Raw genomic sequence first — 20313 nt, 5'->3', positions numbered from 1 at the left:
GTACGTCAAAAAATAAATCATGACCTTTTGGACATAATCCAAACAAATTACCCTCTCGGATTAAGCATTTTATTTTTCAATTCATCCTCAAGCTGCATAAGTTTACTTTCTGCCTCTCTTCTTTTTTGGCGTCCCTCCTGCTGGATATGCATTACCTCGTCAATCGTACTCATAAGGCTTTCATTCGTTGCCACGAGTGTTTCCATATCAACGATACCTCTCTCACTTTCTTTAGCCGTCTCAACAGTAGCTACTTTCAGCTTCTCTGCATTCTTCTTCAAAAGGTCATTCGTAAGATCAGATACTTTACGCTGTGCTTCTGCTGCCGCTCTGGAATGTTCTACTCCAAGAGCGATAATCATCTGACTCTTCCAGAGAGGAATCGTATTCACCAAAGTAGACTGTATCTTTTCTGACATTTCCACATCACTTGACTGTACCATACGAATCTGTGGTGCCATCTGTAAAGATACCATTCTTGTAAGCTCCAGATCATGAATCTTTTTGTCAAAACGGTTGCACAATGCTTCGCGGTCATTAACCTCCTGTGCATCTTCCTGCCTTCCACTTAACTCTGCTTTTTTTCTTAATGCAGGAATGACCTCATTCTCTTCCTCTTCAAGTTTCTTCTTTCCTGCAAGAATATACATTGTCAGTTCACGAAAATATACTTTATTTAATTCATATAACTGATCAAGCATTGCACTGTCTTTTAAAAGCTGTACCTGATGCCCTTCCAGCTTCTCACAGATCTCATCGATATTGCCTTCTATCTTACTGTAACGAAGTTTCAATGTCTGAGCCTTGGAAATCTTTTTCTTAAAAAATCCCTTAATTCCCTTTTCTTCTTCTTCATCAAAACCTTTAAGCTCTACAACTACGCCGTTTAACAGTTCTCCAACTTCTCCAAGATCTTTAGAACGAACTTTTTCAAGCGTTCCTTCTGAAAATGCTGACATTTTTTTCTGTGTACCTGAGCCATACTGTAAAATAGCATTCGAATCATCTAATCGAATCTGCTTTACAAAAGACTCTACCTGTTTTTTCTCGTCATCAGTAAGATACTGTTCCTCCTCATACACCTTAGGAATCGGTTTTGCCTCCTCCACCGGAAGTTCTGGTGCTGTCTCCGGCTCTAATGTAAGAGTAGCTCCTTCTTTTAACATTTCTTCAATACTGCTCATCTCCATGCCCATATCCTGCTCCTCCTGCCGCTAAACATAAACGGCTTTTCCTTTCTGAAAATTTTTAAAACTTTAACATCGGTTCTGTCTTATCTGCATGCAGTTCATCTTCAGTTAATCCATCCTGCTTAAGCATTACTTCCAAAACCTGGATATCTGACGAAATATCCATTGCTACATTTTGAAACATTTCGTCAAATAACTTTTCCAAAGCCTGATTTATCGTATCTAAAGATTCTTCTATCTCTCTTTTTGATTTCTGAATATTCTCTCCCTGAATCGGCTGTTTTTCCATATCTTCATACACATTAAGAAGCTTCATCACCGATGGAAAATAATATTTAAACAACTTATCTGTCCGCGAAATGCTTTCCGGATGTTCAGAAGCACAGACAAAAATCCTTGCCGCAAGAACTTCCATATGCGAAATCTTTACTACTACATCCAGAGATTTTATTTGCGCTTTGATATCTGCCAATTGCTTTAAATAATCCTGCCCCTCTTTCTTTATTCTATAAATCTCTTTTTGCTCAAAAGAAGCATTCTCCATAGCCTCTTCTAACGCTCTTTTTCTTTCCTCTTCCTCTTCTCTGACTCTCTTCGCATTCATGGCATTCTCGTATTGGCTTTTCGATTCATCCGTAAGCAGCAAACAAGTTTCCCCTTCATCTAACTGCGCCCCGATAATCAGATCTTTCTTTGTCAGATAATGAAGATCCTTCATTATCTTCTTTCTGTTCCAGCGTACTTTACTCTCAATATCATCAATCATAACATACTGCTTTCCCATCCAGATTTGAGAATACTGTTTCACTCTTCTGGCTCTGCTGCTGCTAAAGATACCTTTTCCAAACAGTACCGCACTTATTACCGCAAATGGAACAAAAATCGCCGCCGAAGCAATCGCCAGATTCGTCGCCATCGCACCTACGAGGGTCGTAACTCCCAGCCCAATACCGGCTCCTCCAAAACCTGCAAGCCCTGCCACTCCTATCGCAATCTCTGCTGGTCCACTATACAGTCCCGGATTCTTCCTGAGCTTTCCTGATATGACTCTTCTTCCATGCCCCACATCTACATATGCCTGTTCATTCTGACCTCCATAAAATCTGTCAAACTGTCTTGCTGCACCCTCTTTTGCTTTATCAAACTGTCTTGTTGCACTTTCTCTGGCTTTATCCATCTGTCTGGATGCCTCTTCCTTTGCCTTGTCCATCTGCCTGGATGCTTCTTCCTTTGCCTTATCTACCTGCTTTAAAGCCTCCTCCTTTACATTACCTGCCTGTTTTAAAACTTCTGCAGTTGCCGTATCAATTGTTTTTTGAATCTTACTTCCCAGATCTTCAAAATCCGAAAAATCAAATTTATCTTCCTGATTACTCATAATATAATACTCCTACTTTGTATTTCCCTTACTATACCATAAATCCCTTCTTTTTTATAGCTCAGAATTTCTTACAGAGGAATTTTTCAGCTTACTCAGGAATATATTAAAAGAAAAATGGAGAAATCATTTGGCAATCAAAATTTATATCGATCAAGGACATAATCCGGAGGGAATCAATGCAGGTGCAGAAGGTTTTGGAATACGAGAACAGGATATCACCTACCAGGTGGGGCACTTTCTCTTTGATATTTTATCAGAAGACTATCGTTTTACGGCCCGCCTTTCCCGTCCAACACCACAAACCACCTTAGGTTACAGCAATACAAGCAGCTTAAAAGAACGGGTGACACAGGCAAACACCTGGAAAGCAGATTACTTTATCAGTATTCATGCAAATGCCAGCGAAAACCCAGATATTAACGGCACCGAAGCTTACGTTTCTTCTGCTAATTCTGCCGCATGGTACCTCGCCCAAAACATTGTATCCGAAATTGTGCGGAGAACAAGCACCAAATATAATGGTGTGTTCACCAGACCTTCTCTCTATGTCTTAAAAAATACAAAAATGCCGGCAGTTCTTGTGGAACTCGGATACATAACTAACTACGAAGATAATCAGCGAATGATTGATAACCCATATCAATTTGCATATGGAATCTATGTAGGAATACTCAATTACCTGGAACTCCCACAAAAAAATACTGATTTGTAGATTTGGTAGTAGACGAAAAAAGAAAAAAATAAGATATCCCATCTGCTCTGTAGTCGCTGTGTTTAAGATGCTCGTCCGCATCTTAAACACGCTCCCAAGCCGCATCTGGAATATCTTATTTTTTTCTTTTTTCTGGCTATCTAAATCTACAGTCTGGCGAGAATGGAGTTCTCCAGAAGGTTATGACTTTCCGGAGAATTAAAGCCTAAGGGATTGACGCATTCTTCTGGGAAAACCCCTTTTTTCCCACCCAAAATCCTAATTTCATCTGGCGCCAAAGAACAGAAAAGCAGAAACTTTATATAGAATAAAAATGTGATGTCGGAGCAATTAAAAATGCCTGTCAGGCATTTTCTATGCCGCGACTATCTTCACATTTTATTCTATATAAAGTTTCTGCTTTTCGTTTCTTTAGTTCATCAAATTAGGAATTATTACATTAATGATTGATATAATGCTTTGATATCTTCTTTACTTGCATCCTTTGGATTTCCAGGGGCACATGCATCATTGTAAGCAGAATCTACAAGGAAGTCTAAGTCTTCTTCTTTTACGATTTCTTTTAAGTCCTGAGGAATCTTTACATCTTTAGAAAGCTGAGCCACTGCATCTACTGCTGCTTTTCTGTATTCTTCCTGTGTCATATCTTCTACGCCTTCTACACCCATAGCAATAGCGATATCTTTATATTTTGTTCCTGTTGCATCTGCATTATATGCCATAACAGTAGGAAGAAGGATAGCATTGGCAACACCATGAGGTGTATCATATACAGCACCTAATGCATGAGCCATAGAATGAACGATACCAAGTCCTACGTTAGAGAATCCCATTCCGGCAATATACTGTCCAAGAGCCATGTCTTCTCTTCCCTTAGGATCATTTTCACAGGCAGCTCGAAGACTTCTTGAAATTACTTCGATTGCTTTAATATGGAACATATCTGTCATTTCCCATGCACCTTTTGTGATGTAACCTTCAATCGCATGTGTCAGAGCATCCATACCTGTTGATGCTGTAAGTCCATATGGCATACTGCTCATCATATCAGGGTCAACGATAGCAACGACAGGGATATCTTTTGGATCTACGCAAACAAATTTACGCTGTTTTTCATCATCTTTGATAACATAGTTAATTGTTACCTCTGCTGCTGTTCCTGCTGTTGTTGGTACTGCAATAATCGGTACTGTTGGTTTTGTAGTAGGGGCTACTCCTTCTAAGCTTCTTACATCTTCAAAATCAGGGTTATTAATGATTACTCCAATGGCTTTGGCTGTATCCATGGAAGATCCGCCACCGATTGCGATAAAGTAATCTGCTCCGGATTCTTTAAATGCAGCTACACCTGTCTGCACATTTTCGATTGTTGGGTTTGGTTTAATATTAGAATAAATCTCATATTCTAATTCAGCAGCTTCTAATACATCTGTTACTTTCTTTGTTACTCCAAACTTAATTAAATCCGGATCAGAACATACAAATGCTTTGGTGAGTCCATGTGCCTTTACTTCATCTGGTATAGACTGGATTGCTCCTGCTCCATGATAAGATGTCTGGTTAAGTGTAATACAGTTTGCCATGATTCCCTTCTCCTTTACTGAGTGTGCTTTATAATTTTTACTGTTATTATTATAACAGTTCTCCATTTAGCGGAAAAGATTCTTTTATGAAATAATACTGTAAATTTCCGTTTTCTATTTATTTTTTTGTGAATTTCAAACGTATTTTTTAGTACTACATTCTTGTTTTTATTATATATACTGATATTTTTTTGTCGTTTTATAGCAGAGCTGCCTTCTGATTAAATCCTCAATATTCCTTCAGGATTTAACAGCCCCCATCCCTGCCGGCTTTTTGCCATACCACAATCGAGCGCACTTTGCATCAGGCGTATTTTTACATCTCTGTTAGAAAGCCATGGTTCATTTGATAATAAAAGGGCTACGGTTCCTGATACAATCGGTGTTGCCATGGAAGTCCCACTTCTTCTTTTATAATTTTTCCCATGATTATCACAGCTTAAAATATTAATCGCCGGAGCAATAATATCCGGCTTGCAAACGCAGGTTCCCGGAACCGGTCCCTGTCCGGAATAATCTCCCCCTGCTTCTTTTCCTGTTCCCACAGTAATTACCTTACGGCTTGTGCCCGGACTTGTAATCGTATATGGTGCCGGTCCGTCATTTCCTGCTGCTACAACGACAACAAGTCCTGTGTTCCACAATTGCTCTACTTTTTTTACAAGTTCCTCTTCTTCCGGATTTTCTATATTTTTCACAGGCATACCGACAGAAATATTTACGATCCGAATTCCATATTTTTCATGATTTAAAAGAATCCATTCCATTCCTTTTAGCATATTTTTTATTTTACCGCTGCCATCTTTTTCAAGTACTTTTAACATCACTATTCCACTTTCCGGGGCTACTCCTATTCCGCTCCCATCTCCAAGCCTTCCTCCGGATGCGATAATGCCACTGACATGAGTCCCATGTCCGTTATCATCAAAAGGTCCCTTTCGATTTCTTATAAAATCCTGAAAATATACTATTTTGTTCCTTGGAATAAAGAAATCCGGATGTGCATAAATTCCTGTATCTAAAACAGCCGTAGTAATACCTTTTCCGGTAATACCACGGCTGTAAATTCTTCTCAACTCTAACAAATTTCCTACATTTGTCATTCCCATAGCCATGATTCCTTTTTTATCAGTATATGATAAAAAAAACTATATGATAAAAAAGAACATGTTATTCAACCCATGGGTTACTATTTCTTAGAGCTGGTTCTTTAATTCTTTTTAATACTTCAGGACCCTGCATCAGCAAAAATGCTTCAGAAGAAGAAGTTAATCCCTGTGTTTTTAACTCTTTCACGCAGTCCACACAAAATTCTTCTATGATCCATTCCATTTCTTTGTAATCTTTTTCCAGAGATAAAACAGACAATCTCTGCATCTTATCATACGCTGTCTTTCCAAGAATCGGCAAAGATAACAATCCCCGATGTACCCATTTATAATATGGTCTGTATGAATGATTCAATAAATACACGAGAGACATCGAAACGGACATAAATTCACTCAGGGCAAGACGAGAGGCTACATATTCCTTTCGTTTATTACAACGAGGAAAATTATATTGACCGCTCTGCGCCATTTTCATAAGGCGGGCAGCAATCTTCTTTAACCGGATATCTTCCGGATAGCCTTTTTGAAGTTCCTCGCGAATCTTTGTAAACTTTCCGTAATGATCAAAGAAAACTTCTCCATTAGTTACGGTTGAAAGTGCATTCTCCGGAATCTGTCTCCAATGAGAAAGTGTTTCCGGCACCCCTTCCGCTGCAATAAATTTTCTGTAAAAATCTTCAATAGAAAAAACACCGACTCTGCCATCTCCATACTGGCTTTCGATTCTTGCACCAAAGCCCTGGAAAGTTTTTGGAAGTGTATTGAGTCTTTGTTTTAACCGTTCTCCATAAATCGGCATATCTTCTTGCGGAATATAAATCTGGAAAGATGGTCCAAAATCATGATCTCTTGATATCTCATCATCAAATCCATAACACTCTGAACCTTCTCCAATTAGTCCTGCTGCCATACGCGGAAGGAAATTTGAAAATTCTCTTTCTAAAAGAGGATAACATACTTGATTAAAATACTCTCTGCACAAATCAAGTCCCTTTACAAATCCTTTTTCCGTATCTTTATCTATTGTATGGTTCCGTTCTTCAGAACCTTTCTCACAGTTCAGATTGCTTTCTGATGCACAGGCGGCAGAAGTCATACCCTTTAATGTTTCCTGTAAAATTTCATGATTTTTCTGCATCTTTTTTTCCTGCAGTTTCTCATGAATCATTTCCAGATTTTTCACACTGGTTTTATAGGCATCACTTGCCTCTCCGAGATGTTTTTTCGTAATTTCCACACTTTCAGTCATCACAGCTTTTGCCTTCTCATACTGTTCCTTTTCACAGTATAAAATTCCAAGAGAATTCAGCGCTGCTGCATAAAGAACCGTTCCTTCATAGTGCTGCTGTCTGTAAATCTCTATTTCTTGTTTTAAAGTATGTTCTGCCTTGAAAATCTCCCCTTCTTTCTTGTAAATATCAACAAGATTATGCAGGGTTGTTGCATAAGGAATGATATACTCCTCTTTGCCTTCTAAAATATGAAGGCTGTGTTCTAAACATTCCTTTGCTCTTTCAAGATTTCCCATCTCATAATAAAGAAGTCCCAAATTATTCATCGTTCCGGCATAAATAAAATGTTCTTCTCCAATTGTTATTTTATAGAGAGCCAGCGCCTGATAAAAAAGAGATTCGCTTTCCTGCCACTGTTTCATCATTCGAAGTAAATTGGCAAGATTAACAAGCGTTGTCGCATAATCGGGATGCTCTTTTCCCCGCACAATTTTTGCACAGACTACTGCTTTTCGTAAAATATATTCTGCCTTTTCATAAAGTCCAAGATTCCGAAGATGTCCTCCATAATTATTATAAATTTCCAGGGTTTTTAAATTATGCTCTCCATAAATCTCTTTTGAAAGTTCTAACGCTTCCTCATAAAGCGGAACCATTTCAAGATTCTCTTCGGCATCCTCCATCTGCACAAGCTTTTTTAAAAGTTCATTTAAGCGCTCTAGTTTCATAGGCATTCACTCTATCTTTTCAAACTGCTGCTGTCCTACATGACAGATTGGACAATGAGAAAGTGTTGTAAATGGTCTTCCTTCTCTGTTTTCATCAAAAATATATCCGCATACCTTACAACGATAGACTCCTCCAAGTCCATGATCTTCTACATGTGGATTACCTCCTGTCTTTTCTAACTCTTCAATTTTTTCTTTTAAACGCATCTTATGCATTTCTTCTAAAAGAGATCCCATATCTATACCTCCTGTAATAACTATTCAAAACAAAAATCCATCATAATCTATAATATTTATTTCCTTATGATCTAAAAACGAACTCACAACCTAAAGCTTTTACAAACTCTCTTAAAATTGCCGTATTTCCTGGCCATGCCGGAGAAGTAATAAGATTACAGTCCACCACTGCCTCATCCGGAGCAACTTCAATATAGTTTCCTCCTGCTAATTTCACCTCAGCTGCTAAAGCCGGATAGCAGGTAAGCTTTCTTCCACACACAACATCTGCTGCAGTCAGTACCTGCGCCGCATGACAAATTGCCGCTACCGGTTTCCCACTTCTTACAAAACATTTCACAAGAGAAATTACTTTATGATTCATCCTGATATATTCTGGAGAACGTCCGCCGGTAATAAATAATCCAACATAATCATCAAAATCTACTTCATCGAATGTTTTCGTTAATTTAAAAAGATGTCCCGGCTTTTCTGTATAAGTCTGGTCTCCTTCAAAATCATGAATTGCTGTTTTGATAAATTCGCCTTCTTTTTTATCCGGGCAAACAGCATCTACCTGATATCCGAGCATAGATAATGCCTGAAATGGCACCATAGTCTCATAATCTTCTGTAAAATCTCCTGCCAGTAACAATATTTTCTGCATGTCAATTCTCCCTTCTTATCTCCCGGTATACTGACACATTGACATATACAATTATCTCCCTGTGCCAGTTACACCCGTCTGAAATCATGCCATTGCCTTCTCTGCTTCTTCTAAAGAAGAATATCCATATGCCTGTACCATCTTCTGCATTGTAGCAAGATAACGGTTATATTCCGGATTATGTTCGATTGACAAAATAAAAAGTGCCAGTGTTTTTACAGAATACGTATAAAGCTCACACTTTAAATAATTTCTAACACTTACTGTTCCGTCTACACCGATTCCTTCTGCCGGTCTGCCATGCCTTCTGATATTCGGATATTTAATATCTGCTTCTTTCTCCCACTCCATGTAAATAGAAGTGATTTTTTCAGCCATCAACTGTTTCTCTTCTGAAATCTCCGGAAGCATCCCCTTAATGGACAGGAAATAGACTGGATCTGTCTCCTCCATCATATAGGCATATTTCTCCATGATAAGATTTCTCTCCTGTGCTTCCGCCTGCTCAATGTCATCATAATAACTTTCTAATACATTCATATCCCAGCCTTCAAACTGGCTAATACGCATAATCAGAAAAGTAGTCCAGTCATCCTGGCAGGATGCTCTGCCATTCACGTCCTGTACCTTTTGAAACATGAGCCATTCTTTTTCAATAATCTGTTTCTCTAGTTCTCTACGTTCCATATGCTCCTCCTTTACATACTATTTCAGTTTCATTTTAGCATTTTTGTATTGTTTTTTATGGGAGTATCACGTTCTTTCTATGGAAATATTCTGTTACCCCTTTTTGACTTTCATAATTTCCAATAATTGTTCCCGTATCTTCCCTGTAATTTTTCATACATCTGCTACAATGAATATAATAAAATGTACTGGAGGGAAAAGAGTATGCGTATCGGAATTTATAACCATCAGCATCTTAGAGGCGGCTGTCCTGTCTGTTCTCAGACTTATGTAAAAGGCATGATTGCCGATGGTATGAAATGCATGAATCGTGCAAAAGGTATTTACGGCGAAGACAACGAATTTGTTAACTATACGGATCTTGGTGACTATCCATCAGATAATCTTGAACGACCTGGCTTTAAACGCATGATGACAGATGTAGTAGCAGATAATCTTGATGTAATAGTTGTAATTACATTAGATAAAATTACAACAGATATTGACCTTTTATTAGAAACTTATAAAACAATCCGACAACATAATATAGAACTGATCACTGCCAACGATGGCAAAAAAGCAATGGAAATATTAGATAAGGCGTTGATAAAATGGGGAAAAAATTAAGCTTAAACGAAGAAAAATTTAAAGTGGCTTTCATTTTTCTTAATGAAGGTTGCAATCCAAAAAAAGACCGTTCTGTTATTGAATCTAAAAAAATCATTCTGTACTCTGTAGGTTGTGCAGATTATAGTCAGGCAGAAACCGTAGCACAGGAGATGTTAGAAAAAGGTTGCGCTGCTATTGATTTATGCGGTGCTTTCGGAAATGAAGGTGTTGCCCGTATCTGCAAAGCCGTTGATAGAAAAATACCAGTAGGTGCTGTCAATTTCGATTTTCATCCTGTTTTCCGAGATAAGAGCGGTGATGATCTGTTCCAAAAAGACTTCTGGTGCATTGGACTTTAATCATTTATTTAATTATTTATTTGTAGAAACTAAAGGGGCTGTCGTAAAAACAGCCCCTGATTCTATAGCAGAGATTCCTGTATGTTATACGGAATCCCTGCTATATTTTTATGAAATTATCCTGCCTGCGAAGTCAAAATTTGTGAATTTTTATGAAATGCTGACGGTGTCTGTCCTTCATATTTTTTAAATATTTTGCAAAAATATCCCGCTTCACTGTATCCAAGCAAGAAAGAAATATCTGAAATATTCATCTCGCTTGTTGCCATATAATATTTAGCCTGCAACAACTTACGAAGGTGAATATAATCTACCACACTGATCTTATAATATTTTTTAAAAATACGACTTAGATATCCACTGCTAATTCCTGCCTCTTCTGCTAATTCAGAGAGAGAAATCTCATTGTTCTTATTATTCTCTATATACTGGAATACCTTATTCATATGTGCATACTTCATTGTACAAAGCTGACGAAATACTTCTGTTATAATCTGAATCAGCCAGTAATAGCAAAGCGTACTCTTTGTCAGAACCTTGACTGTAATCTCATACTTTTGTAAATAATAATTTTTCTGAATATTATCCATTCCTGGTATCATATAAAACAGGCTGGATTCCAGCATGGACAGTTTACTTCTACGCTCTCTTCTGTCACATTCTTCAAACAAACATTCTACCAGTTCCTTTGCTGTATCATACGCCTTCTTATAATCTTTTTGCTCTATTGCTGCAAACAAGGCTTCCTGCTGAACATTTTCCTCTTCATTCTGCCCAAGACCATTCTGTTTCTTTACTAGTTCTAAAAGCTTCGTTCTAGATATGGGCTTATTTAAATATTCTTCCACTCCTGCATCCATTGAACGGCGAATCATGCGAAAATTACAATAATTTGATAAAATATACGTTACAATTTCCGGAAAGTGCTCTTTAATAAGACTGCAGACTGCAATACCATTCTCCATACCAAGAACCACATCACAAAATATAACCTGCGGATGATAGCGGCTTATGATTTCAAATGCTTCTTTACTATTTTCCGCAATTCCGACAAGCTGACAATCTTCCGTTTCCGTAATCATTTTTGAAAAAGCCTGTTGAAATAACGGTTCTTGATCAATCAATAAAATATTTACCATGGCTACCTCCTTACTTTATTTTCTGAAATGGGATTTTCACCGTTACTACATTCGGATCTACAGTTATTTCAAAATCTTTACCAAATTCTTTTGCATATCTCTTTCTGGTATCCGCTTCCTGCATCTGAACAAAATTACTATCTGTAATATCTGCTCCAAAATGTCCCATTGATAAACCGGAACTTTCTAACTGCAATACAATCTGGCAATACTCTTCTTTTTTCTCCGCATCAATATATACAGTTCCTCTAAAATGTCCTGAAAAGACACCAAAATCAACCAATTGTTCTACAAATGGGAAAAGTCCGACAATCGGAATCTTTTGCTTTTCCACTTCTTCCTGACAATACACACGATATTCTAACCGATCATCATATTGTTGTCTTAAAACATCCAGATATAATTCAATCTGCTTTAACTCTTCTGATAATGAAATAATCTCTGATGTATTATCCAGATAATATCGTAACACTCCTGCCATTTCCGCTATAATATTTTCCGTTCTATTTGCATTTTCAATGATAGAAAAACTAGAAATCGTTGTTAAAAGATTAAGCATAAACTGTTTCGTCAGCTTCCCTTTTAATACCTCATATTCAAGCCTGTTCACCTTATCTTCTAACAATTTATTCTTTTTACGAATATCTGAAAGATGTACTTCTTTATGCTCTAATGCACCTAACCGAATTGCTACCGTTTCCTTTTCTCCCATTTCTTTAAATAAAAGGAATACCATATCCGCAATTGCTGCAATCCGTTTTTCTGTAAAAGCAGGAATACTCTGATATTCTTTTTGTTCGCCTAGTTTTTCTAAAAACTGTTTTCGTTCTTTCTCGTTATCTCCCAATTCACTCTCTTTTAATGCTTTTTCTTCACATCGAATCGGACCTCCAACCATTGCTCCAATGTACTGGTTGTTTACAATAATCGGAATTGCCATATGTACAAGCCCATTTGGACAGGTAAAAATATGTGTACAGTTTTTAATCGCACTCTTCGCTGCAGCAAATGCCCTGCTAATCTGACATTCACTACACTTTTCATCTTCCTTCTTTCTTTCCTTACAAAACTTTTCTTCCTTTTCTCCCTTTGTAACTGGCTCTCCTTTATAATCAATAATAAAAAAAGAAACTCCTGTTGCTTCTGCCAGCTTATTCTGCATTTCTTCTAGAAACTGTTTTCCAAATAAGCCGATCAGACTAACTTCCTTTTTCCCTCTGCCACTCTTCTTCTCTACTTCCATATTCACCTCCAAAGGGATATTTAAATTGTAAAAATAAAGACAAAAATTTTTACTTTCTTTACACCAAACCCTACTTTATATATATTTTATCATTTTTACCCAAAAAATAAACTGTTTTTTTTGTGCTATTTCTCAATCATAGGAAAATATATTGCATTTACATGTAATTTTCTTGATTATTTATTTGTGATAGCGAGAACAAAATCCAACAAGTAATTACCCCTCTTGTAATATGAGACAGACGAAAAACGAGAAGTCCGTATCTAAGAGATACAGATTTCTCGTTTTTCTGGTTGTTTATGCCTCATAGCCAGGCCATTAGGATAATTTTTGTTGTGGATTTTACTTTCCTGTTTTTATCAAAGACAGAACCCCCGAAGAGAACCAATACCCTATATTTGTGGCCTTAGAGCGAGGATTGAATGTGAGCCGTATAGCGAACATTCAACCCACAGCGATAGAGTCACAAATATAGGGTATTGGTTCTCTTCAGGGGTTCGTCTGTCTTAACAAAACCTCAAACGAATCAGTCCTTATGAATTAATGCCATAAATGCTAAATCTTTGCATGATGATGCATTCTCGATTGCGTGACACTGTCCTGGAAGGATTGTACATACATCTCCAGGGCCTACTTTTGTGCGGCTTCCGTCATCGTCCACAAAGATTCCCTCTCCCTCTAAAATATAATATGGCTCTGTCTCTCCAACATGACGATGCCAGCCTACGCTGGAATTTGGTTTTAATACAACTTTAGCATACAGTTTTCCATGTCCGTATAAATCTTTTTCCGGAACGATTTCGTGTACCTCTGCACAACCTTTTCCCCCACCAAGTTCCTGTTTCTGAACGATATTTGCTTTTCTTACCATTTTAAAAATCCTCCTTCTAAAATTATAATAGTAATATTCACAACCACTTTGCAAACCTGCATCTACATCATAATGCTTTTACCTGCATAGTTACTTACTTCTATCATATAATTATATTTTAACTATTAATTATCATTTATGCAAGATGAATATTCTCTACTTTCTTCAAAAGCATTGGCTCCTTTTGCTTCATGTACTCCTGCCGTCAAGACCACACTCAACAAATTCCCCTGATTTAATTATCTACTGTAGCCAACACATAGGGAGTAAGAAGCGGAATATATAGCATCTGTGACTTTAGAGCAAACTCTTAATGCGGTCGTGCATTAAGAGTGCAGTGATACGGAACAAATGCTATATATTCCGCTTCTTACTCCCGTCTGTCACTCAGTAAATTAAATTAGGGGACTGTCACCTTGTGACAGTCCCCTTTATGTGGATCAAGCTTATTATTGTTTTTTATAATCTATTTGTGAGAGTGTTGAGACCGATTACTCAGAACAATTATGCGCTTGAATGACCCCAAGTAGTATACTTTTTATCCGAACTTCTATTGTAAAAGTAATACTCACAATGTTCTGAACAGATAATAAATTATTAAAAAGTGTAATGATTGTTGTATTTAAATGTTTAACGGTTTTTACAGATTTCTTCCGCCATACGGGCAACTGCTTTTTCCTGGAGAACAGTAACCTTATCTAACCGTTCCCATGGGAGATCAAGTTCTGTTCTTCCGAAGTGTCCATATGCTGCGACTGGCTTATATGTAACCTTAGTGAGAGATAGGTTATTGATAATACCTGCCACACTGAAATCAAATACTTCTTTTATAGTGTCTTCAATAATTTCTTTTGGTAATTCTTCTGTACCAAAAGTATCTATCTTTATAGATACTGGCTGTGGCACACCGATTGCATATGCGAGATTCACCTCACACTTTTTGCAAAATCCGGCAGCTACCACATTCTTTGCGGCATATCTTGCCATATAAGCTGCGGAACGGTCAACCTTTGTCGGGTCCTTACCTGAGAATGCTCCGCCACCATGTCTGGCGATTCCACCATAAGTATCTACAATAATCTTTCTTCCGGTAAGACCTACATCTCCGGCAGGACCACCTACTACGAATCGTCCTGTAGGATTAATATGTATCTTTACATCCGGTAAAAGTAATTCTTTCGGAATTACTTCTTTTATAACATGCTCCTCAATATCCATTCGAAGCTTTTGTACAGAAACTTCTGCATTATGTTGTGCAGAAATTACAACATCTGTAATTCCAAGGATTTCCCCCTGGTTATTATATGCTACTGTAACCTGTGACTTTCCATCTGGATAGAGGTATGGAAGGAGTCCTTCTTTTCTTACCTGCGTAAGTCGTTTGCTGAGTTTATGTGCCAGTGAGATAGACAGTGGCATAAGTTCCTCTGTATCATCACAGGCATATCCATACATCATTCCCTGATCTCCCGCTCCAATGGTTCCGTTACACTGGGTAACGCCCTGTGCGATATCAGGTGACTGTACACCGATGTTAGTAAGAATTAGACATTCGTTTCCGTCTATTCCTTTTTCTTTACTGTCATAACCTATTTCACAGATAATCTCTCTTGCCTTATTTTTAACATCAACCTTTGCGAAAGAAGCAACTTCTCCAGCAATGAAGACAGTGTCTTCAGAAGCCATTGTCTCCAGTGCCACATGGGCAGATGGATCTTCTTTTAAATAGGCATCCAGCAAAGCGTCGGAAATCATATCGCACATTTTATCCGGATGTCCCTCTGTAACAGATTCAGAAGTTAATAATGTTATGTCTTTATTCATCTTGACCTCCTGTACCTTTCGGTATGTATAAGGGATACCTCGGATTGCCTGTATCGATCAGCCTCCGATTTTACAGGTTAATCCTTCTTTTTCTACTATTGCTTTTAATTCTTCCATGAATTCGTTTTCCGGTTTCTTTACTCCGGCAAGCTCATATTCCTTGCCAAGCATTCCGTATTTATTACTTCCAAGATCATGATAAGGCAAAAGATGTAACTCATTTACATTATGAAGATAGGTAGTAAACTTCGCAATTGCCGCAATTACATTCGGGCTTGCGTTAAATCCCGGAATAACCGGAACACGAATGATCATCTTTTTAGCAAGACTGGAAATCAGTAATGCATTCTTTAGTATCGCCTCGTTATTTACTCCAGTATACTCTTTGTGTACTTCCGGGTCAATATGTTTGATATCCATCATAACAACATCGAGCCAAGGAATAATCTTTTCGATTACTTCCGGCGAAGCCATACCGGTTGTTTCAATCGCAGTAGTCCAGCCGAATGCCTTACAAGCCTTTAACAGCTCTAAAAGAAATTCATGCTGTACCATCGCTTCACCTCCGGAGACGGTAATTCCGCCTCCGGACTTTCTGTAAATAACGCGGTCTTTGTAAAGTTCTCCCATCAGTTCCTCTACTGTCATCCATTTACCGGACATTTCAAGGGCTCTGTGATAGCAGACATCAATACATTTACCACATGCAATACATTTTGTATGATCAATTTTTCCTGGAAAGTTCAAATTAGAAGCACCAGTTGGACACACAACCTCACAATTTCCACAGCCAACACAATTCTGTGCTTTAAACATAACGACTGGTTTTAATTCCTGCGATTCGGGGTTACAACACCATTTGCAGCGAAGAGGACAGCCATTTAAAAAGGCAATCGTTCTTACACCCGGACCGTCATTTACAGAGAATCTCTGTATATTAAAGACAAGCCCTTTTTTACTTGTATCGCAGCTTGGTTCCATATTACTCATAGGTACTTCCTCCAGATTATTTCAAAAATTTATTATTTTAGAAACTCTGTTCTGTACGAGCAATGATATCATCCTGAACTTCTTTAGCAAGTACTGTCCAATGAGCGGAGTATCCAGCTACACGTACTACTAAGTCTTTGTAGTTTTCTGGATGTGCCTGAGCATCAAGTAATGTCTCTTTATCGATTACGTTAAACTGTACATGCATACCCTTCTTATCGAAGTAGTTACGAACAACTGCTGCGAAGTTCAGAAGTCCCTGATCACCTGCTACTGCAGAAGGTAAGAATTTCTGGTTGTATAATGTACCATTGGAGATATTTAACTGGTCAAGTTTAGCTACGGAGTTACCTGCAGCTGTAGGTCCCTTAACGTCATGACCCTGACGAGGGGAAACACCATCTGCAAGAGGTGCGTTGCTGTAACGTCCATCTGGAAGAGCCTGTACATCTTTACCAAATAATACGTTAGCAGATACTGGGTAACATCCTGCCTGATACTGGCCTCCACGTGGGTTTTTGTATTTCTCAACTTCGTGAGAGTAAACCTGTGTAGCTTTACGAGCGCACATATCAACTTCATCAATATCGTTACCGAAGCAAGGTGTTGCATCGAGGATATGTCTGATTCTGTCGTATTCAGCTCTCTGAGAATCACTACAGCAGCTTCCACAAGCTGCAGATTTTGTATCAACGCTCATGCTTAAGTTAGATCCTTTTTCTGCAAGAATTTTCTGAACAACAGCATTAATGATGGATTCCATGTTATCCTCTGCGGATACGGAAACACTTTCCATAGCTGCTGCAGCGGAATCAGCGGAATCTGTACTTAATCTTACGAATGGTCCATCGTAACATCCAGCACCAAGTTCAGCACCGAAGTTATTTTCCATAGCATCGTAAATCTGCTGCATTGTTAAGTCTTTATCTTCAAATACATGTTTCTTGATACAGTAGATAGCATCACCTGTATCTACGTTACCAAATGCCTGAGGTCCTGTGAAGTTGTAGATTGCTCCACCTTCCATAACTGTTTTACCTCTTCCAATACAGTCATCAACTAATGCGGACATGAATGGTAATGGTGCTCTTTCTTTATGAGCGATATCAACAGCATTATCTGCCTCAACTAATTTAGATACAAAGTACTCGATCTGAGTCTCGTATGATTCATATAAATCATCCATGGACTTCCATTCTGGCATAGGTTTTGTAACAGGTCCTAACTGTTTGCCATCACGATTCTTACCACCATGAATAGCGATATCAAATACCTTAGCAACGTTAAAGAATGCTGCATCATGCCATCCGTCTGTCTTGTGTGGACACTGAGGCTCTACACAACCGATGATACAGTAATTACGAGCATCTGCAAGAGTTAATCCTCTGTTACATAATGCAGGAATGATTGCTTCATCATTGTACATAGCTGGAACACCAGTACCAAGTCTTGCAAGTTCACAAGCTCTTAATAAGAATTCATCCGGTGTCTGGTTATGAATACGAACGGAGAATGATGGTGCAGGTAATCTAACATGTGCTGCTGCATCCATACACATATAAGAAACTGGGTTTGTAGCATCAAGACCATCTTCTGTCTGTCCACCAACACCAAAGTTCTGGAATACTGCGTATCCTGCGAATGCCTGATCAGATACATCATCACGAGTTTTGTTTACATGGTTTAATAATACAAAGAGACAGTCAAGTAATTCCTGAGCGAATTCTTTAGAAATGTTCTTGTCTGCTTCTAAATATGGCCACATATACTGGTCAAAACGTCCTGGAGAAATGGAATGTCCATTCGCTTCGATCTGTACTAATGCCTGTACAAACCAGAAAGACTGACAAGCTTCATAGAAGTTTGTAGCTCCGCTTTCAGGAACACGATCACAGTTCTTGGAAATCTGAAGTAATTCAGCTTTTCTCACTGGATCTGTACATGTAGCTGCCATCTCAGCCGCTTTTTTGCTGTATCTCTTTGCAAAATTGATTGCTGCATTGTAAGAAATAATAACTGCTTCATAGAATGCTCTCTTCTGCAGATATTCCGGATCATTTACATCAAGTTTGTTCATTGCTTCAACTACTTCTGCAATAACACCCTTGAAACCGATTTTTAATACTTTACCGTAATCAACACACACGTGTCCAATGCCACCAAAGTAGTAGTTACCAACTGTGAATACTCCACCAGCCTGGCAGTCAAGACAATCCTGGCTCATGTAGGAAGTAGCTAATTCGCTGGTAGTTTTACCCTTCCAGTATTTAAATACTTCGTGAAGGATATCTGCTGTTTCTTCAGTAATTACGAATGGGTCACACATACGAGTTGCCATTGTCTTAAACTCTTTTTCTACCCAGTCAAATGAGAACTCTGGGCAAAGGTTTGTAGAACGAGGTTTTACGGAAAGAGCACCTACGATTAATTCGTTATCACGAATTACAACTGGAAGATTATTAAAAATCTTTTCGTTAGCTTTTGCTCTTCTCATAACTGCTGGCATACCTTCTGTCTCTTTGTAAGACTCTGTAATAAGTACGGCTCTATATGGCTCTACTTCAGGTACTGCGTTAACAACTTCTGCTTTTAAGGCTTTGATACGTGCGGTTGGTTCTGTAAATCCTTTTGCAATCATTACAATTTTCCTCCTTCTTACTGACACATAAAAATGTGCAATGAAAATGTTTGAGAGATGATAACTCAAAAAATTATCCTATAAATCCTGTAAATCAACCACTACTGAGCTTTCATCTGTCTTGCATTATACAGTAAAAAATAATCAATAATTAGGAATATCCGTGTCAGTATGTGGCAATTATCAATCGGATATTTTTTACATTTATACAGTTTGCACAACAAAAAGAAACGTTGCTGTCACATTTTATTGCAACAGCAACGAATTACATCTGTCGATATGAAACAAATTGGTATCATTGCCAAGAAAATATAGGCAAGAATTTCTCATTTCGCACCGTTTTTTTAGTTGGAAAATTTAATCCTCATTTTTGAACTATTTTGCACTCTTTTTTCTTACTCACTCTTATATGTGGTGTGTAAAAGTGTTTCAGATAAAAGACTCAATGGTTCTTTGAAAAATTCATTATATATCATTCCAATTTCCGGATTATCCATGGAATTTCTGTATTGCGCCCGTTCATCAGCCTGGTATAATGATGCGATTCTCTTTTTTCTTACAGCATCTGATACCGGAACACTTCCACAATCTGGCTGTCCTGCTCCACTGATACAGCCTCCCGGACATGTCATAACTTCTACAAAATGATATCCACTCATATCTTCTGCCAAAAATTCTTCCGCAGCCGCTGTTCCATACAGAATACAAACTCTGAGATTCTTTCCTGCAATCGTCACTTCCGCTTCTTTTCGGTTATTTAATCCTCTTACCGGACGAAGCTGATAAAAATCTGCCGGTGCCTCTTTCCCTTCTAGAACTCTGTAAACTGTTCGAAGTGCTGCCTCCATTACACCACCGGTATTTCCGAAAATCATTCCGGCTCCAGTTCCTTCTCCTAATACACTGTCATACTTTGAAGGAGTGATTTTCTCTAAATCCATTCCTTCCTCTTTACACCACTGTACCAGCTCTTTTGTTGTAATAACATAATCATTGTCACGCATTTCTTCTATATTAAGAAGCTTTCCCGCATCACATAACTCTTCTCTTGCTATTTCTGCCTTTTTCGCTGTACAAGGTGTCACTGCTACAGAAATAATCTTTTCCGGATCAATATGTTTTTTATGTGCAAAATATGTTTTAATTACTGCTCCCT

Annotated in this window: 18 protein-coding genes; 3 read left to right on the top strand and 15 right to left on the bottom strand. The window is 38.1% G+C overall.

Annotation, left to right across the window (positions count from 1 at the left end):
* Window positions 1–47: 47 nt before the first annotated feature.
* Window positions 48–1196 (bottom strand): toxic anion resistance protein, encoded by a 1149-nt coding sequence (locus FYJ25_RS03225; RefSeq protein WP_021906947.1) that lies wholly within the window; start codon window positions 1194–1196, stop codon window positions 48–50.
* Between the two features lie 52 nt (window positions 1197–1248).
* Complete coding sequence (locus FYJ25_RS03220) at window positions 1249–2568, bottom strand: 5-bromo-4-chloroindolyl phosphate hydrolysis family protein (RefSeq protein WP_096240825.1); 1320 nt, start codon at window positions 2566–2568, stop codon at window positions 1249–1251.
* 130 nt (window positions 2569–2698) lie between these two features.
* Here FYJ25_RS03220 and FYJ25_RS03215 point away from each other — a divergent pair, with 130 nt between their 5' ends.
* A complete protein-coding gene (locus FYJ25_RS03215; protein ID WP_021906949.1) occupies window positions 2699–3283 on the top strand; it encodes an N-acetylmuramoyl-L-alanine amidase family protein in 585 nt (194 codons plus the stop codon).
* 434 nt (window positions 3284–3717) lie between these two features.
* Here the strand turns inward: FYJ25_RS03215 and fucO are convergent, their stop codons facing one another.
* The 6 genes from fucO to FYJ25_RS03185 all read right to left on the bottom strand — a co-directional run bounded on the left by fucO (window position 3718) and on the right by FYJ25_RS03185 (window position 9505).
* Window positions 3718–4866 (bottom strand): lactaldehyde reductase, encoded by a 1149-nt coding sequence (gene fucO, locus FYJ25_RS03210; RefSeq protein ID WP_021907248.1) that lies wholly within the window; start codon window positions 4864–4866, stop codon window positions 3718–3720.
* Window positions 4867–5087: 221 nt separating this feature from the next.
* The gene (locus tag FYJ25_RS03205; RefSeq protein WP_021907247.1) at window positions 5088–5975 is read right to left on the bottom strand and encodes a S8 family peptidase; all 888 of its coding nucleotides are present in this window, start codon (window positions 5973–5975) and stop codon (window positions 5088–5090) included.
* A 61-nt stretch (window positions 5976–6036) separates the two neighbouring features.
* On the bottom strand, window positions 6037–7935 hold the full coding sequence (locus tag FYJ25_RS03200; protein ID WP_162290860.1) for a tetratricopeptide repeat protein: 1899 nt from the start codon (window positions 7933–7935) through the stop codon (window positions 6037–6039).
* 6 nt (window positions 7936–7941) lie between these two features.
* Window positions 7942–8172, bottom strand: a complete 231-nt coding sequence (locus FYJ25_RS14435; protein ID WP_096240827.1) for a rubredoxin-like domain-containing protein — start codon at window positions 8170–8172, stop codon at window positions 7942–7944.
* A gap of 64 nt (window positions 8173–8236) precedes the next feature.
* Complete coding sequence (locus tag FYJ25_RS03190; protein WP_021907244.1) at window positions 8237–8818, bottom strand: DJ-1/PfpI family protein; 582 nt, start codon at window positions 8816–8818, stop codon at window positions 8237–8239.
* Between the two features lie 84 nt (window positions 8819–8902).
* Complete coding sequence (locus FYJ25_RS03185; protein ID WP_021907243.1) at window positions 8903–9505, bottom strand: DUF4125 family protein; 603 nt, start codon at window positions 9503–9505, stop codon at window positions 8903–8905.
* A gap of 204 nt (window positions 9506–9709) precedes the next feature.
* Here FYJ25_RS03185 and FYJ25_RS03180 point away from each other — a divergent pair, with 204 nt between their 5' ends.
* Together FYJ25_RS03180 and FYJ25_RS03175 are read left to right on the top strand one after the other, a co-directional pair.
* Window positions 9710–10111: a recombinase family protein gene (locus FYJ25_RS03180; RefSeq protein WP_157908589.1), complete on the top strand. Its 402-nt coding sequence runs from the start codon at window positions 9710–9712 to the stop codon at window positions 10109–10111.
* Entirely contained in the window at window positions 10096–10452 is a 357-nt protein-coding gene (locus FYJ25_RS03175; protein ID WP_021907241.1) for a DUF6506 family protein, read from the top strand. Before FYJ25_RS03180 ends, FYJ25_RS03175 begins: the two co-directional genes overlap by 16 nt.
* A gap of 116 nt (window positions 10453–10568) precedes the next feature.
* Here FYJ25_RS03175 and FYJ25_RS03170 read toward each other — a convergent pair whose 3' ends face one another.
* The 7 genes from FYJ25_RS03170 to FYJ25_RS03140 form a co-directional block, all read right to left on the bottom strand.
* Window positions 10569–11591 (bottom strand): helix-turn-helix domain-containing protein, encoded by a 1023-nt coding sequence (locus FYJ25_RS03170; RefSeq protein WP_021907239.1) that lies wholly within the window; start codon window positions 11589–11591, stop codon window positions 10569–10571.
* A 10-nt stretch (window positions 11592–11601) separates the two neighbouring features.
* Complete coding sequence (locus FYJ25_RS03165) at window positions 11602–12834, bottom strand: PocR ligand-binding domain-containing protein (protein ID WP_154580529.1); 1233 nt, start codon at window positions 12832–12834, stop codon at window positions 11602–11604.
* Between the two features lie 526 nt (window positions 12835–13360).
* Window positions 13361–13705 (bottom strand): cupin domain-containing protein, encoded by a 345-nt coding sequence (locus FYJ25_RS03160; protein WP_021907237.1) that lies wholly within the window; start codon window positions 13703–13705, stop codon window positions 13361–13363.
* A gap of 630 nt (window positions 13706–14335) precedes the next feature.
* The gene (metK, locus tag FYJ25_RS03155) at window positions 14336–15529 is read right to left on the bottom strand and encodes a methionine adenosyltransferase (protein WP_096240830.1); all 1194 of its coding nucleotides are present in this window, start codon (window positions 15527–15529) and stop codon (window positions 14336–14338) included.
* A 57-nt stretch (window positions 15530–15586) separates the two neighbouring features.
* A complete protein-coding gene (locus FYJ25_RS03150; protein WP_330399994.1) occupies window positions 15587–16519 on the bottom strand; it encodes a glycyl-radical enzyme activating protein in 933 nt (310 codons plus the stop codon).
* 37 nt (window positions 16520–16556) lie between these two features.
* A complete protein-coding gene (locus FYJ25_RS03145; RefSeq protein ID WP_096240831.1) occupies window positions 16557–19157 on the bottom strand; it encodes a glycyl radical protein in 2601 nt (866 codons plus the stop codon).
* Window positions 19158–19552: 395 nt separating this feature from the next.
* The coding region (locus FYJ25_RS03140; RefSeq protein WP_205677376.1) for a [Fe-Fe] hydrogenase large subunit C-terminal domain-containing protein at window positions 19553–20313 on the bottom strand (761 nt) is incomplete at its 5' end.

The organism is Anaerobutyricum soehngenii (assembly GCF_009697165.1).
Lineage (GTDB): Bacteria > Bacillota > Clostridia > Lachnospirales > Lachnospiraceae > Anaerobutyricum > Anaerobutyricum soehngenii.
Note: the sequence above shows the minus strand (reverse complement) of the source record. Positions and strands in the feature narration are given on the sequence as shown.

What these genes read in the sequence shown, in the direction of transcription:
- FYJ25_RS03160 (WP_021907237.1), bottom strand. Translation starts at nt 13,705, where the DNA reads ATGGTAAGAAAAGCAAATATCGTTCAGAAACAGGAACTTGGTGGGGGA.
- FYJ25_RS03170 (WP_021907239.1), bottom strand. Translation starts at nt 11,591, where the DNA reads ATGGTAAATATTTTATTGATTGATCAAGAACCGTTATTTCAACAGGCT.
- FYJ25_RS03190 (WP_021907244.1), bottom strand. Translation starts at nt 8,818, where the DNA reads ATGCAGAAAATATTGTTACTGGCAGGAGATTTTACAGAAGATTATGAG.
- FYJ25_RS14435 (WP_096240827.1), bottom strand. Translation starts at nt 8,172, where the DNA reads ATGGGATCTCTTTTAGAAGAAATGCATAAGATGCGTTTAAAAGAAAAA.
- FYJ25_RS03205 (WP_021907247.1), bottom strand. Translation starts at nt 5,975, where the DNA reads ATGGGAATGACAAATGTAGGAAATTTGTTAGAGTTGAGAAGAATTTAC.
- FYJ25_RS03200 (WP_162290860.1), bottom strand. Translation starts at nt 7,935, where the DNA reads ATGAAACTAGAGCGCTTAAATGAACTTTTAAAAAAGCTTGTGCAGATG.
- FYJ25_RS03150 (WP_330399994.1), bottom strand. Translation starts at nt 16,519, where the DNA reads ATGAGTAATATGGAACCAAGCTGCGATACAAGTAAAAAAGGGCTTGTC.
- FYJ25_RS03175 (WP_021907241.1), top strand. Translation starts at nt 10,096, where the DNA reads ATGGGGAAAAAATTAAGCTTAAACGAAGAAAAATTTAAAGTGGCTTTC.
- FYJ25_RS03225 (WP_021906947.1), bottom strand. Translation starts at nt 1,196, where the DNA reads ATGGGCATGGAGATGAGCAGTATTGAAGAAATGTTAAAAGAAGGAGCT.
- metK (WP_096240830.1), bottom strand. Translation starts at nt 15,529, where the DNA reads ATGAATAAAGACATAACATTATTAACTTCTGAATCTGTTACAGAGGGA.
- FYJ25_RS03145 (WP_096240831.1), bottom strand. Translation starts at nt 19,157, where the DNA reads ATGATTGCAAAAGGATTTACAGAACCAACCGCACGTATCAAAGCCTTA.
- FYJ25_RS03185 (WP_021907243.1), bottom strand. Translation starts at nt 9,505, where the DNA reads ATGGAACGTAGAGAACTAGAGAAACAGATTATTGAAAAAGAATGGCTC.
- FYJ25_RS03220 (WP_096240825.1), bottom strand. Translation starts at nt 2,568, where the DNA reads ATGAGTAATCAGGAAGATAAATTTGATTTTTCGGATTTTGAAGATCTG.
- FYJ25_RS03180 (WP_157908589.1), top strand. Translation starts at nt 9,710, where the DNA reads ATGCGTATCGGAATTTATAACCATCAGCATCTTAGAGGCGGCTGTCCT.
- FYJ25_RS03165 (WP_154580529.1), bottom strand. Translation starts at nt 12,834, where the DNA reads ATGGAAGTAGAGAAGAAGAGTGGCAGAGGGAAAAAGGAAGTTAGTCTG.
- fucO (WP_021907248.1), bottom strand. Translation starts at nt 4,866, where the DNA reads ATGGCAAACTGTATTACACTTAACCAGACATCTTATCATGGAGCAGGA.